16 protein-coding genes are annotated in these 14,573 nt (G+C 38.0%); 6 read left to right on the forward strand and 10 right to left on the reverse strand.

Annotated elements, in window-relative coordinates; all coding sequences use genetic code 11:
• Window positions 1-231 precede the first annotated feature (231 nt).
• Entirely contained in the window at window positions 232-663 is a 432-nt protein-coding gene (locus IQI_RS12260) for a MarR family winged helix-turn-helix transcriptional regulator (protein ID WP_064092936.1), read from the reverse strand.
• Window positions 664-845: 182 nt separating this feature from the next.
• On the opposite strand from IQI_RS12260, the gene IQI_RS12265 reads away from it, so the two are divergent.
• Together IQI_RS12265 and IQI_RS12270 are read left to right on the forward strand one after the other, a co-directional pair.
• Complete coding sequence (locus tag IQI_RS12265; RefSeq protein WP_064092937.1) at window positions 846-1,268, forward strand: organic hydroperoxide resistance protein; 423 nt, start codon at window positions 846-848, stop codon at window positions 1,266-1,268.
• Window positions 1,269-1,392: 124 nt separating this feature from the next.
• Window positions 1,393-1,806 (forward strand): VOC family protein, encoded by a 414-nt coding sequence (locus IQI_RS12270; RefSeq protein WP_064092938.1) that lies wholly within the window; start codon window positions 1,393-1,395, stop codon window positions 1,804-1,806.
• 42 nt (window positions 1,807-1,848) lie between these two features.
• On the opposite strand, the gene IQI_RS12275 is transcribed toward IQI_RS12270, so the two are convergent.
• Genes IQI_RS12275 through IQI_RS20325 form a run of 5 tightly spaced genes read right to left on the reverse strand, consistent with a single transcriptional unit; the run spans window position 1,849 to window position 5,910 of the window.
• On the reverse strand, window positions 1,849-2,478 hold the full coding sequence (locus tag IQI_RS12275; RefSeq protein WP_064092939.1) for a Crp/Fnr family transcriptional regulator: 630 nt from the start codon (window positions 2,476-2,478) through the stop codon (window positions 1,849-1,851).
• Window positions 2,475-3,614: a peptide-methionine (R)-S-oxide reductase MsrB gene (gene msrB, locus IQI_RS12280; RefSeq protein ID WP_064092940.1), complete on the reverse strand. Its 1,140-nt coding sequence runs from the start codon at window positions 3,612-3,614 to the stop codon at window positions 2,475-2,477. The genes IQI_RS12275 and msrB overlap by 4 nt, the downstream gene beginning before the upstream one ends.
• Window positions 3,611-4,666, reverse strand: a complete 1,056-nt coding sequence (locus tag IQI_RS12285; protein ID WP_064092941.1) for a sensor histidine kinase — start codon at window positions 4,664-4,666, stop codon at window positions 3,611-3,613. The genes msrB and IQI_RS12285 overlap by 4 nt, the downstream gene beginning before the upstream one ends.
• Window positions 4,656-5,363, reverse strand: a complete 708-nt coding sequence (locus IQI_RS12290; protein WP_064092942.1) for a response regulator transcription factor — start codon at window positions 5,361-5,363, stop codon at window positions 4,656-4,658. The genes IQI_RS12285 and IQI_RS12290 overlap by 11 nt, the downstream gene beginning before the upstream one ends.
• A 13-nt stretch (window positions 5,364-5,376) precedes the next feature.
• Complete coding sequence (locus IQI_RS20325) at window positions 5,377-5,910, reverse strand: DM13 domain-containing protein (protein ID WP_082892689.1); 534 nt, start codon at window positions 5,908-5,910, stop codon at window positions 5,377-5,379.
• 185 nt (window positions 5,911-6,095) lie between these two features.
• On the opposite strand from IQI_RS20325, the gene IQI_RS12300 reads away from it, so the two are divergent.
• Both IQI_RS12300 and IQI_RS12305 read left to right on the forward strand, forming a co-directional pair.
• Complete coding sequence (locus tag IQI_RS12300) at window positions 6,096-7,178, forward strand: MBL fold metallo-hydrolase (RefSeq protein WP_064092943.1); 1,083 nt, start codon at window positions 6,096-6,098, stop codon at window positions 7,176-7,178.
• A 161-nt stretch (window positions 7,179-7,339) separates the two neighbouring features.
• Window positions 7,340-7,936: a DUF6944 family repetitive protein gene (locus IQI_RS12305; RefSeq protein WP_064092944.1), complete on the forward strand. Its 597-nt coding sequence runs from the start codon at window positions 7,340-7,342 to the stop codon at window positions 7,934-7,936.
• Here the strand turns inward: IQI_RS12305 and IQI_RS12310 are convergent.
• From IQI_RS12310 to IQI_RS20150, 4 genes are all read right to left on the reverse strand, one after another.
• Window positions 7,878-8,855 carry an LLM class flavin-dependent oxidoreductase gene (locus IQI_RS12310; RefSeq protein WP_064092945.1) on the reverse strand — a complete coding sequence of 326 codons (978 nt, stop codon included), beginning with the start codon at window positions 8,853-8,855 and terminating at the stop codon, window positions 7,878-7,880. The two genes, IQI_RS12305 and IQI_RS12310, sit on opposite strands and share 59 nt — an antisense overlap.
• An 84-nt stretch (window positions 8,856-8,939) precedes the next feature.
• Window positions 8,940-9,788, reverse strand: a complete 849-nt coding sequence (locus tag IQI_RS12315; protein ID WP_064092946.1) for a VOC family protein — start codon at window positions 9,786-9,788, stop codon at window positions 8,940-8,942.
• 81 nt (window positions 9,789-9,869) lie between these two features.
• Window positions 9,870-10,841, reverse strand: a complete 972-nt coding sequence (locus tag IQI_RS12320; protein WP_064092947.1) for a nuclease-related domain-containing protein — start codon at window positions 10,839-10,841, stop codon at window positions 9,870-9,872.
• A gap of 273 nt (window positions 10,842-11,114) precedes the next feature.
• The gene (locus IQI_RS20150; RefSeq protein ID WP_064498968.1) at window positions 11,115-11,270 is read right to left on the reverse strand and encodes a DUF1540 domain-containing protein; all 156 of its coding nucleotides are present in this window, start codon (window positions 11,268-11,270) and stop codon (window positions 11,115-11,117) included.
• 365 nt (window positions 11,271-11,635) lie between these two features.
• On the opposite strand from IQI_RS20150, the gene IQI_RS12330 reads away from it, so the two are divergent.
• Together IQI_RS12330 and IQI_RS12335 are read left to right on the forward strand one after the other, a co-directional pair.
• Window positions 11,636-13,279, forward strand: a complete 1,644-nt coding sequence (locus IQI_RS12330) for a M4 family metallopeptidase (RefSeq protein WP_064092949.1) — start codon at window positions 11,636-11,638, stop codon at window positions 13,277-13,279.
• Between the two features lie 185 nt (window positions 13,280-13,464).
• Window positions 13,465-14,550 carry a diguanylate cyclase gene (locus tag IQI_RS12335; RefSeq protein WP_064092950.1) on the forward strand — a complete coding sequence of 362 codons (1,086 nt, stop codon included), beginning with the start codon at window positions 13,465-13,467 and terminating at the stop codon, window positions 14,548-14,550.
• Window positions 14,551-14,573 lie beyond the last annotated feature (23 nt).

Below are 14,573 nucleotides of genomic sequence, written 5' to 3' on the forward strand. Positions count from 1 at the left end.
ATTTGAGGGGATTTGGATTGGAATCGAGCCGATATAGAGAGATATCGAGCGGGTTTGACGAGGAATTAAGCCGATTTGAGGTGAAATCGATCCAATATTGACGAAAATCGAGCCAAATTAAGAACGTTTCAATCAGTTTTACAAATTATAACATTTTAAAAAATCTCTAACACTCTCTTTTTTACAAATTATAACAAAACTAATTCAAAGGTGGCAACAGCCACCTTTTCTCTACTTCCCCTGCAACGTCCCCAATATCGTACTTAACATTGAGTCCAACTGCTCTAATTCATCAGGCTTCATATCCAATCGCTCCAGTAAGCGTGTAGGAACGCAGTTTGCTTTTTCTTTAAAGTCTTCACCCTTTTGAGTGAGGGTGATGATGACGCTACGCTCATCTTCTGCAGATCGACGGCGTTCTATTAGTCCATTCGCTTCCATTCGCTTGAGCATAGGAGTCAATGTTCCGGAATCCAGGAATAATTTCATTCCTAATTCCTTTACGGTTACCCTCTTTTCTTCCCACAACACAAGTAAAGCCAAGTATTGAGGATACGTAACACCTATTTCTTCTAGAAGGCCTCGATACAATTTCGTAATTTCCCGTTCTGCTGTATATATTTTAAAACAAATTTGATTTTCTAATAAAAGTGGATCCTTCATATTTTGATTCCCTTCTAAACCATACTTAATGTATCCATCATACAAAAGAAAATATCATACATCAAATTAAATTGTGTACAATTTAATTGTTGACTATTTAATTGTTGACTATATAAAATGAAAGAGGTATGATGATCTTGTGATATTAAATTGCGCACAACTAAAAAAGGAGTGTTTCATACATGAACGCATTATATACAGCAAAAGCAACAGCACAAGGTGGACGTACAGGGAAAGTAACTAGTAGTGATGGAGTTTTGGATATTGGATTGGCTATGCCAAAGGCACTTGGAGGAAGCGGTTCTGAAGGATCGACAAATCCTGAGCAATTGTTTGCTGCCGGATATGCCGCTTGTTTCGATAGCGCTCTTAATCTAGTCGCTAGACAAGAGAAAAAGTCTATCCAGTCTAAAGTGTCAGCTGAAGTTTCGATTGGAAAAGATACAGATGGCGGTTTCAAATTAGGAGTGGTCCTCTCCGTTGCAATGAATGGTGTTGAATTGGAAGAAGCAAAACTATTGGTTGAAAAAGCTCACGGCGTTTGTCCTTATTCTAAAGCAACTAGTGGAAATATTGACGTAGAATTGCACACTGAATTATTTTAATGAAAAGGATTGGCATAGCAGCCAATCCTTTTCTCAAAAAACAAACGTATGTTCTTGTTATTTCCAAGGAACCTGTCTATAATAAAGAAGTAAGAAAATTCTTGTGAATTGGAGTGGAGAATGTATGAAGCATCAAGCTACACCTTATTTAAGTTTCAATGGCCAGGCAAGAGAAGCATTAGAGTATTACAAAGAAGTGTTTGAAGGAGAGTCTTTAAGTATTCAAACCTTTGGAGAAGCAGATTTTCCAAATCCTCCTGAAATTGATGATCACATTATGCATGCTCAATTTAAAAAAGGTGAACTCTTTCTTATGATGTCAGATTCTTTTCCAGATCACGAAGTTACAACAGGCAATCATATTTCATTAGCTTTAGAGCTTGAAAGTGAAGAAGAAATCAATAAATACTATAAACGTTTAACTGAAAAGGGATCTCCTATCATGGAGCTTCAGGATACTTTCTGGGGCGCCATTTATGCAAAAGTAAAAGATCCATTCGGGGTTATTTGGGATCTAAACTATACAAAACAGCAATAATTACATAGAGGGACGGACCTCCCAGGGAGGTCCGTCCCTCTTCTACAAACATAAGTGATAGATTCGTTTCTTTTTTTGAATATGGCCTTCTGATAAGAGCTCTTTAGTGAGGGAGGTAACCGTCTCTCTTGTTGAGCCGATGAAGCAGGCAATGTCTTGATGTGTTAGAGATACATTTATTTTTATGCCATTTCCCTGCCTCTCTCCGAATTGAGGCACCAGGTGGGAAAAAAGATGAAGGATTCTTTCCTTGACACTTGCATACATGATTTTTTCTAAAAATACGTTACGATCTTTGATATGTTCATTGATATTCGAGTACAAAGTGGTAAAAATACTCGGCTGAGTTACACTTAGTTGATCAAGCTGCTTATGTGAAATTCCGTATAAGATGGTATCATCCATGACTTTGGCATACACACCCTCATCATCGAGTGTAAAAGGAGAAATATTGCTGAAGACTCCTCCTTTTCCTATCAAAGCAAGAATGGTTTTTCTTCCATCCTCATTGTATTTATACATTTTGACACTGCCATTTTGAACAAAATAGAGATTTTTGCTTAAGGTAAAGGGCTGAAATATGATTTCTTTCTTCTTGTATCGGAAAACCGATGTTGGAACGTTCCTTAAAGAAAATTCATCATAAACTTCGAACGAAGCAACCGTGTTCATTCCCCTTCTCCCTCCTCATCGAATAATGCAGCAAACTCCCCATATCCCTGCTCTTGTAATTCATCTTTTGGAACAAAACGAAGGGATGCTGAATTCATGCAATATCGTAAACCAGTAGGCTCTGGGCCATCATTAAATACATGGCCCAAATGTGAATCTGCATGTTTACTTCTCACTTCAGTCCGTACCATAAAAAACGTTCGATCTTCTACTTCTACAATGTTCTCTTCTACTAATGGTTTGGTGAAACTAGGCCACCCGGTTCCACTTTTGTATTTATCCTTGGAACTAAATAAGGGCTCTCCAGATACAACATCTACGTATATTCCCTCTTCTTTGTTATCCCAATAGGCATTGTCAAATGCTTTTTCCGTTCCATCCTCCTGAGTCACTTCGTATTGGATGTCTGTCAGCATTTCTTTTAACTCTTCTTCTGAATAGGAAGGATAGGCTGAGTTTGTTTCTAGCTTTATTTCACGATCCGCTCCCCAGGCTTCATCGAGGAAATCATCTCTACCTGAGTTATTCCGGTAAAATTTATAGCTCAGCTCGTTCTTTTTATAGTAGTCCTGATGATACTCTTCTGCCTTATAAAAGGTTTTGGCAGGAAGAATCTCTGTTACAAGATCTTTATCGAATCGACCTGAATCTGCTAATTCTTGTTTGGATGCTTCGGCTTGTTGCTTCTGTTCCTCACTATGATAAAAAATCCCGCTTACATATTGAGGACCCCGATCAACAAACTGCCCGCCAGCGTCTGTGGGATCTATTTGTCTCCAAAATACTTTTAGCAATTGCTCGTAGGTAATCACATCCGGGTCATATTGAATTTGAACTGCTTCTACGTGACCTGTTTGTTTGGACGAAACCTCATCATAAGTCGGATTCTTTTCTTCTCCACCCGTATAACCTGATATAACTGAATACACCCCGTCTAATTTTTCAAAAGGAGGCTCCATACACCAGAAGCAGCCTCCTGCGAATGTGGCAATAGCATAATCCGAATTGATTTCATTTTGCTCTACGGGTTCACTTCCTAAGGATTTTTGTGTCATGCTTGCATATAATTTCGGACCAAAAAAGACAACGAGGCTTAGGAACACAAGTGAGCCTATTGCTATGCCTACCTTCTTCATTTGATCTCCTCCTTTGATTCTCGTTTCAGTGGCAGCTTAAACCAAAAAGTACTGCCATTTAATCCATTACTTTCAACTCCAATGGATCCACCATGTAGTTCAATAATTTCTTTACAGATAGAAAGACCTAAGCCTGAACCACCCTTGGATTTATGCCGAGATTTTTCCACACGGTAAAACCGTTGGAAGATTGAGCTCTGCTCCTCAATTGGTATACCCTTGCCTTCATCTTTAACAGCAAAATACATGTAGTCCTCTTCCTTCTTCACAGTGATCCTTATGGTTTTGTTTTCAAGGGAAAACTCAACAGCATTTTGGATTAAATTCGTCATGACTCTTTTAATATGAAAGGGCATTAAAGACATCATAGGCAGTGCATCATCATACTCCACTTCAATAGCCATTTTCTTTTCTTCTAGTACTCGTTCGAATTGAGGAATGGTTTCTACTACCAATCGATCGACTAATGTTGGAACAGGTTCAAAGGGAATCTTCCTATTTTCTAATTGTGAAAGCTCTAACACTTCCTCTATTAATAAACTTAATCGATTAGTCTCAGATAAAATCGTTTCGTAATAATGTTTTCGAGTTTCTTTGTCTTCTATAATGTCATCATTCAATGCAGAAACAAATGAATGAATAGATGATAAAGGAGTACGTAAATCATGAGAAACATTGGCAATCAGTTCACTTTTGAAGCGTTCTGACTCCTTCAATTCTTCAAACATCTCATGAATTCTCTCAGACATATGATTAAAATTTGAAGCCAGTTCCTTTATCTCCTGGGGCCCTGATTCTGTGACTCTCACATCAAAGTCCCCTTTTGCTATCCTTTCAGCTTCATTTGTCATTTGCCCCACTGATTTTAATAATGGAGAGGTAATGAGTAAATTCACTCCAAAGGATAAAATTCCCGCACCAAGGGTGATGAGGCACAGCAGGATGATGATATCGTTTGAAATAAACATTTGGACGTAGGAAATAAGTAAAAAAACAAATATCACAACCAGGGAAATGGTATTTGCTAATATAAGAAGGGTTCTAATTTTCATGATGATGACGTCCTTCGAATTTGTATCCGATTCCCCAAATCGTTTTGATCCACTGGGGGTTCGACGGATCGTCTTCAATCTTTTCTCTTAGTCTTCTAATATGAACATTAATAGTGTTGGCATCACCTAAATAATCATATCCCCACAATGTCTCTATCAATTGTGATTTTGAAAACACTTGGGAAGGATGTCTTGCCAATAAAGACAACAACTCAAACTCCTTCACAGTCATATCCATTTCTTTCTCATCCACTAACACTTTTCTCTTTTTACGATCGATCACTAACCCGTTCCACTGAAGTACCTCCTCCTCAACTGTCGAAGAAGGTACTGCAACAGACCGCCTTAAAATATTTTTTATTCTAAGCAAAAGTTCTCGGGGACTAAAGGGTTTGGTCACATAATCATCGGCTCCGATTGTTAGTCCATATATGCGATCCTTCTCCTGACCAAGGGCTGTTAGCATGATAATCGGGGTATCGTCTTCTTGTCTAATTCTCTCTGCCACCTTCCACCCATCCATCTCAGGCATCATAATATCCAATACCACAATGTTCGGCTTGAATGTGTGATAAATTTCAAGAGCGTGCCTTCCATTGGAGGCACTTTGAACCTCATACCCCTCTCGATCCAAGTAACGAGAACATACGTCAATAATATTCTCTTCATCATCTACTAACAGCACTTTGTTCGCCATTCTAAACTCTCCCTTACATTCCTTTACTTAATTCTGCCATTCCAAAGTCTTTATTAAACTGTTTACACCAAATCACAATCTTCATACCATCTGTTGCCATCTTATCTTCAGGAAGCTCGTAATTCTGATTTCCTATATTTCCTTTTAGCTTACCCAGGGACACTCCTTCTTTTGTCTCCTGACCTTCTTCTACTAAGTAAACGTAAAGATCCGGTCCATTGGTCACTTCAAAATCTTCCAATCGAACATTTTTTTCAGAAACAGTTACGATTCCCATTGCTTGATGAGAAGAATCCGCTCCCGTAAAAGATCCTGTATATGTTTCGCTTTTCTCCATTGTATCGTTTGTCAACCCGTCTTGCGAAGATGAGTCGTCTTCTTTCATATCGCTATCCATTTCTTCTTCTTTCATATCATCCTTTTCAGTTTCATGCTCAGCCATTACTGGTTCCTCGTTTACTACTTTATCGATAAACAAAGGAGAAGCGAGCCACCATCCGATGCCTAACCCTGCTACTACAACTATACTAATCATCCACTTCTTCATTTTATCTCTCCTCTTTTATCAGCGTTAAGGATAGTGTAAGAAACAAACATTATAGAAGATTAACGAAATTCTTAACTATTTCTTAAATAACTGTAAGACCAGCGTACATCTTAAATTTGGACAGAGAGTTTGTTATTTGAGATAGTTAAATAAAGATTGATTACTTATTAAAGGGGATTCCTAGTATGTTAACTGTTTTATTACTCCTATGTGTGATTGTACTATTGGTCTATTTACTATTAAAATTTTACCCGGCTTTTGGGCAGAAACCATCACAAAGTAGGGTTCAAGATTCTCCGCAGTATTTAAACGGAGTATTTAATAATCAAATTTCCACTTCTATGAGTACTGATTGGTCTTCTTCCATTACGATGGTTCGAGATCTTATGAAGAGAAGTGCTAATCGAAAGCCTGCTGATGTCCTTCCGATTACGAATTTCCCTACCCTCATTCACCCGTATCATAAAACAAATGTCACTTGGTTCGGTCACTCAGCCTGTATGATTGAGATTGACGGAAAACATCTCTTTCTTGATCCTATGTTTGGCGATGCCCCATCTCCATTTCCATGGATTGGAGGCAAGAGGTATAGCAAAATCTTGCCCTTTTCAATAGAAGAGCTTCCAAAAATCGATGCCGTTATTTTCTCTCATGATCATTATGACCACCTTGATTACGGGACGATTCAAAAACTACGTAATAAAGTCGAACAATTCTTTGTACCCATTGGAGTAGGAAGTCACCTTGAACGTTGGGGCATTGATCCTGAAAACATCAGTGAACTTGATTGGTGGGATGAAATTGAATTTGAAGGTCTTACTTTGGCTTCCACCCCTGCACGACATTTTTCCGGGAGAAGCTTGCATGACCGTAACAGTACGCTGTGGTGTTCCTGGGTCATTAAAGGAAAAGATTCTAATATCTTCTTTAGTGGAGACAGTGGATATGGTCCCCACTTTAAAGACATCGGAGAAGTGTATGGCCCCTTTGACCTTACCTTAATGGAATGTGGACAATATGATCCGAGATGGGCACCCATCCACATGCTTCCTGAAGAAACAGTTCAAGCTCATCTAGATGTAAAAGGAGAGCTCTTACTTCCCATTCATTGGGGAGCGTTCACCCTGTCCTTCCATGAATGGACCGATCCAATAAAACGCGTAACAAAGGCTGGAGAGGAACAGGGAGTTAAGGTTGTGACGCCAATGCTAGGGGAAACCTTTTTAGTACATGAAGAATTGCACCCAACCTATAAATGGTGGAAGTGAACATAGAGACAAAAAGCCAAACAATTATTTTGTTTGGCTTTTTGATTGATACGATAAAACTTTATTTTTCAAGAAGAAAGCCTTACGAAAAACACCTTTTTTTAACCGTTTATAGAGTTTTTGTATACAATATCTCAGTACTCTAAAGTAGGCGGTTAAATATGGGGAATGAACAGAAAGCGACACTTGGGGCATGGATAGCAGCCATCGGTACAGTTTTGGCTGCTATCGGTAGTACTCCGATTGAGAGTATTCCTGAAGATACACTGGGTGCCTTCAATCTTATTGGAAATGAACTACAAGGTACTGGAAATGCTTTACAAGCAGACGCTGCTGAAAAGGTCACCTTAACCAAAATAGGAAATCAAATTCAAGCCATCGGAAATGTTACGGTCGTCGCAGGTCTTGTGATTGATTTTAGAGACGTAACAAAACAAGAATTGAATATTAAAGGAAACCTCCTACAAGCTTTAGGAGGAAGTGCAGCTGTTGGCGAATCATATCTTCAAGAACATACGTTAGATGAACTCTTTTCGATATACGGAAACCTTCTCCAAGTCATCGGTAACTCTTTACAAGCCATATCCGGAATCCTTGAGTTAAATGGAAAGGATAGTGGAAACATCAATGTAGTTGGTAGCTGGATTCAAGCGATAGGTTCTATTATTTCAGCCTTAGTACAAAGCAAAGAAAGCTCCTCTAATTCTGAAAAGCCTTGGCTACCAACTCATAGGACCGAAGCTTGTCTGCAAAATTAGCGATATTCGTGATGAGAATAAACTCTTCATTTTCATATATTTCACGAAGTAAAAGCAATTCGTCCTTCACTTTTTGGGGACTTCCCACAATGGTCCTTTTTCTATTTTCTTTTATCTTTTCTTTTTCTCTTGACGTTAACACACGTCTTTTCGCCTCTTCTTTCGAAGGAATACGGGTGTCTACTCCTTTTTCCACTGCTAATAACCATAAATCCTGAGTCAGTGCCATTTCTTCAGCTTCTTCATCTGTTTCAGCACATACGACAAAAATACACACATTACTAGTCGGTTTTGCTGACCCAAATGATGGTTGAAAATGAGATCGATAATAGTCTAAAGCTCTCTTTCCATTTGTAGGGTTGATAAAATGCCCATATGTAAAAGCAGTCCCTTTTTCAGCAGCAACTCTAGCCCCTCGATGTGTGATTCCTAATATCCAAATCAGAGGTGGAGTGTCCACTAAAGGATATGCCCTTACACTCTCGTTTTTATCATGCAAATACTTTTGTAACGAACTCACCTGTCTTGGAAACTCATTCATGCTTTTGTTTACTCCATCCGTTAAAGCTAATCGAGTCTCATATGATCCACCAGGTGATCGGCCAATCCCTAAATCAATTCTGTCTGGAAAAAGCGTTTCTAGTACCTTAAAATCCTCCGCTACTTTATAAGGACTATATTGAGGTAGCAGCACTCCACCGGACCCTACACGAATCCTGTTTGTCATAGAGGCAAGATGAGAAATCAGTATTTGTGGAGCTGATCCTGTTAACCCGTTCGTATTATGATGCTCTGCTACCCAAAATCGAGTATACCCCAGCTCTTCCGCATGCTTCGCTAACTGTACTGTATGGTGAAATGCTGTTCCCCCCCGTTCTCCCTTAGTGAGGACCGATTGGTCTAGTACACTTAATTTCATTGGTGTCACTCCTATAAAAAAGCCGTGAATGTAAAATCTTGATCAGATTGAATTTGAATTGCTGACTGTTTTAGAGGTCCGTCCCTATGCTTTTATAAAGATTCGATTACCAGATGGATCCTCTGTATGCATTCTTCCATCTTCTTCAGTGACAGTTGCCCCCATGGTTGTTAGCAGTTGGATTGATTCATTTAGTTGTTTTTTGGAAGGGAAATGTATTGTAAAGGAACGCAATCCTACACTGTTATCAGAAGGCTTAGGCGCACCTGCACCATTCCAGGTGTTCAATCCAATATGATGATGGTAGCCTCCAGTTGAAATGAATAGGGCTTGATGTCCAAATCGACTAACCACTTCGAATCCGAGTCCCATTGTATAGAATTCCTCTGTTTTTTCCAATTCAGAAACATGTAAATGGATATGTCCCATGACAGTTCCTTCAGGCAATCCGGTCCACTTCTGTCCCCTTGCTTCTTCAATAATAGCAGTAGCATCAATTGGGTCCACAGCCATTTTCACCTGTCCGTCATTCCACGTCCACTGTGAAGAAGGGCGATCACAATAAACCTCAATTCCATTTCCATCTGGATCTGATAAATAGACGGCCTCGCTCACAAGATGGTCAGAGGAACCTAACGGAATGTTTTGATTTAATAAGTGTTGTAACATTCTCCCTAAATCCGAACGACTCGGAAGAAGTAAGGCGAAATGATACAAACCAGTCGTTCTCGCCTGTTTTGGTGTTGCGTTTGGAGGCTGTTCTAACGTAACCAAAGGCGTTTGACCATTTGCTGTTAATATTGCCGTCTCTTTCGTTTGCTGCAGTATATTAAACCCCATCACTTTTTGGTAAAAAGAAAGCGAACGTTCTAAGTTCTGCACTTTTATCGTTACTTCCGTTACAAATATGTTTGGTTTTTGATGAAAGTTCATAGGAATCCTCCTGATCAATGGGTCTTTAGGGAAATTGTATCATTATTGAAGGTTTTAGAGATATTTGAAGACTTGGATGGGTTATTTTTTGGGGGAGGTTAGAGTGTATTTTCTCCCTTTATTGTTCCCTATTTGAGGTAAATTCATTGCTTTTAAAATTCTTGATGCAACATAGGTTGATGGGATACATAAGTAAGAACGTAATTCTTGATTTGAAATGGTTGGAGAGATCAAAAGCTCATAATCTTTTAATGCCTGAAGATGGGCTTTACTATCTTTTATTAAGCATCTAGGGCAAAACCATGTACCATGTCTCCTTTCTAAAGGAGCGTAATCGCAATTCCCACAAAATACTCCAGGTAAAAGATCTTCTTTTGTAAGATTGAACCTTTTGAGGATAGAGTAATTTGCTTCATTATGATGCTTTTTAAGTAGACGAATGACTTTTTTGGTTTGTTTGTCTGAGAGAGAGTTGCCAATTTTAGAGGTTTTTATTTTATCGATCTTTTGAGGGAGAAGATGTCTATGAATTACTTTTTCGTTAAGATATTTGTCTTCAGGGGAGGATTTGATAATGGTCCTATCGTTGCTAATCACAACAATAGAAGAGATGGGTACAAGGGGAATACCTTTGTCTACTAGCCATTTTTTCAATTGGTTTTCTTGACGTTGAATTTGTATGGTTGGATCTGAAAAAGCCGTTTCCTGACCATCCTTTAATTGGATGAGTTGGTTAAAGACTGAATCAAAAAATATAGTACCCGCCAGATTTTTCACCTCTATAATAAGAAAAAATTTCTTTGATAATATCAGTGTATCTATCTGAAAATAACTGTTTGTATCCTGTAGTCGTAAGTCATGGAAAATGAAATATTCACTTGGGTCTAAAAAACTAAGAGGATAGTCAATTGAAGCTTCTCCTTTGTAACCGGCTTTTCTTTTTTTCCATTCCTCTTGAATAAGTGGAATTTTAGGATGCTGTGAATGCAACCTTTTCAGAAGTGCGTCTAATTTTTGAAGAGTACGAGGGTATTTTCGTTCTTTAACAATCATTTCAACACTCCAATTCAGTTTTAGTACTACAAGATTCTATAAATAGAAGGATAAATCCTTTAATGTATGAAAAATTTTGTGCATTGAAAATTATATTTGCGAAATTTTCATTATATCGAGCGAAATCATTAAAATATTTGCGAAATATCAAATATATTTGCGAGTCAAAGATTTTTCGACAAATCAAACCAACTTTTTTTGCATAATACTGAGAACTATTATCAATAATATAAAAAAAGAAGACAGCCACCCTCATGGCTGCCTTCTGTATCCTTACATACCCGCTTCAAATGTTTTGCAATCTGTTTCTTCACTTTTTTGGGCTTTGTCTCCTTTATGGCTCACCACAAAAATTTGATCAGCTGAACACATTTTACCTTCACGGTTAAATTTGCAATTGCTTACTTCACATAGTACATCTTGTGCCATCGTATCTCACCTCCCTATCGTTTAGAATTTGCTAAGGGAGTTTATTTCATTCGTGATTCTTTTGTAAATCCGCAAGCGGAACCATCATTATTTACCTGTTTTTTCCTACGTATCCAATAATACCTAAGTAATATTAAAATATGCCTAGAAAAATAATTTTAATCAAAATGAAGAGATTTAAGTAGATAGCCCCTGACAATTTTCTTAGTACGGAAAAACGGAAAATCAAAATAGTTTAAATTTACTGATAATTTCCATTTTTTACATTGTCTACTTCACCTATTTCTACTAAACTTTAATTAGCCGCCGGAGGTTATAAAGAAATAGCTATTTCTCCATTTCTATCAAAAAGGGGAATTGTAAACATGTCGAAAAAATTGGTAAGTTTAGCTTTAGGAACTTCTCTTGTATTTAGTGCTTCTTTCACAGGAGCCTCTACTTTTGCACAATCGTCTTCAGATTCAATTACTTCAAAGATGGAAATCCATCAAAAAGTGATGAATATAGATAAAAATGGTCCAAGCTTCTTATCTGGTAAACTATCAAAAGGTGTTGTAAAGAACGATAAAGATGTAAAGAAGTTTATGCAGGACAATAAAGATCTATTTTCTATCGATCCACATTCTGAATTAACATTGCTAGAACAGACAACAGACGATCTAGGAATGACTCATTATAAGTTTACCCAATCCATAAATGACGTTCCTATTGATGGAGCAATCTTTATTGTTCACACGAATAAGAATAACGAGGTTACGGCTACGACTGGTCAACTATATAAAGAAGCTTCCACTAAAGTGAAGAAGACTCAGTCGAATATTAATAAAAGTACTGCCACAGATCAGGCATGGAAACATATATCCTTGACAGAAAAGGATACACTTGATGGTTCTCATGATGAAGTAGTGATTGATGCACATAAAGAAAGTGATGTTGAAAGCACAACAGTGAAAAACGATTTAGTGATTCATGAAAAGGATGGAGAATTTAATCTTGCATATAAAGTGCAGCTTCAATTCATTCAGCCTTATGGAGCGAATTGGCAAATTTTTGTTGATGCTAAAGATGGTTCCATCCTGGAATCGTATAACGCAGTAGCTGATGGGGCAACAACAGGTTCTGGTTACGGTGTACTAGATGACTATAAGACTTTAAATACTTATTATTCTAATGGAACGTATTACTTATACGATGTAACCAAGCCAATGAATGGAGTAATCGAGACTCGAACAGCAAGTAATGGCTCAAGTCTTCCAGGATACTATACAGTTGATAGTGGTAATACTTGGTATGCTTACTCTCAAGCTGCTGAAGTCGATGCCCATGCGTATGCAGGGAAAGTCTATGATTACTATAAGAACACCCATAACCGCAACAGCTATGATAACAATGGTGCAACGATTCGTTCCACTGTTCATTATGGATCTAATTACAATAATGCTTTCTGGAATGGCTCTCAAATGGTGTATGGCGATGGTGATGGATCTACTTTCACTTCTCTTTCCGGCGCACTGGATGTCGTTGCACATGAATTAACACATGCAGTGACGGAGCGTACAGCTGGTTTACAATATCAATATCAGTCAGGTGCTCTAAATGAATCCTTCTCTGATGTATTTGGTTATTTCCTTGATCCAGGTGATTACTTATTAGGGGAAGACATTTATACTCCAGGAGTTTCAGGAGATGCCCTTCGCAGTCTTTCAGATCCGACACGTTTTGGACAGCCTGCACATATGAACAACTATGTGAACACGTCTTCCGATAATGGAGGAGTTCATACAAACTCAGGTATCCCAAATAAAGCTGCTTATAACACCATTTCCAGCATTGGCAAAACAAAAGCTGAGAAAATTTACTACCGTGCGTTAACCGTATACTTAACACCAACTAGTAACTTTAGCTACGCTCGCGCCGCTCTTCTTCAGTCAGCTGCTGACTTATATGGAAGCGGAAGCTCTACCTACAACTCTGTTAAATCAGCATGGGATGCTGTGGGAGTATACTAATTTAATAGGGTAAACCTCAAAAAAAGCCATCCATTAGGATGGTTTTTTTGTACTTTCTTCATTTCTCCTCTTTCAATCACAAAAATATCCACAATGAATCGATTTCATTATATAATAGAAATATAGGAAAATTGTCACGCTTTTATCTTTTCATACCAAGTTGACCTTTCCTAGGAGGGATTAAAATGCTAGAGCACTTATTTGTTAATGTTTGTATCATCATTTCTTTTTTATACTTCACGGGAATGATTCTTAAGAAGACAGAGAGTTTACACTTTAGATTATTATTATTAATGGGATTGTTTTTTGGAATACTCGGTCTGGCTCTTATGTATTTTACGATCCCTTTGAACAATAACACGATAGTCGACTTAAGACATTTGGCTGCCGTTACTCCCGCAGTTTATTTTGGGTGGGTACCAGCTCTCATATCTGCCATCATTATTACTATAGGGCGAATCGTTATGTATGGTGTAAGTACTTCATCGGTTGTCGCAGGAATTGGGATGATAGGTATCGGGTTGATTTGCAGTTTATTTACTCGTATTCCCCTTAAAAATCTTCACAAGCTTCAAGTGATGAATATTGCGAGCTTACTCATTATTTTTATCGCCTTATTTATAAATTTAGGACTACCATTAACCTTTCAAATCTTCCCGTTTCACTTTATTACTTCACTTCTTGCCGGTTTTATTGCTTACGCTATCGCTGAACAAATCAAACGGGCGAATGAACAATTCCACCGTCTAGAAAGAAGTGCTACGAAGGATTTCTTAACAAACCTTAATAATGTAAGACAGTTTGATATTAGCTATAACGATGCCCTTAGACAGGCAAAAGAAAAAAACGAAAAGCTTTCCTTTTTATTGATTGATATCGATCATTTTAAAACCGTGAATGATACGTTTGGACATCATGCAGGAGATGAAGTATTAAAAGAACTCGGTAAGGTTCTTACTTTTCATTCAAGATCATTTGATATCGTTTCCCGAAATGGGGGAGAAGAATTCAGTGTTCTTTTATTAGATTGCCCTCATGAGCATGCCATGACAATTGCTGAACGGATTAGAAAAGAAGTAGAACAACATACCTTCCCTATTAATGGAGAACAATCCATTTCCATCACGATTTCAATTGGGGTATCTACTTTTCCTGACACTGTTTCTTCTACAGGGGAGGAAATTTTTGAGCAGGCAGATAAAGCACTCTATTTAGCGAAACGAACAGGCCGAAATAAAGTTTGTGATTTTCAGATGGTTCAAGCAGTATAAAGGGTTACGAAGAGCACATATCT

The sequence above is a fragment of the Rossellomorea aquimaris TF-12 genome (assembly GCF_001648555.1).
Lineage (GTDB): Bacteria > Bacillota > Bacilli > Bacillales > Bacillaceae_B > Rossellomorea > Rossellomorea aquimaris.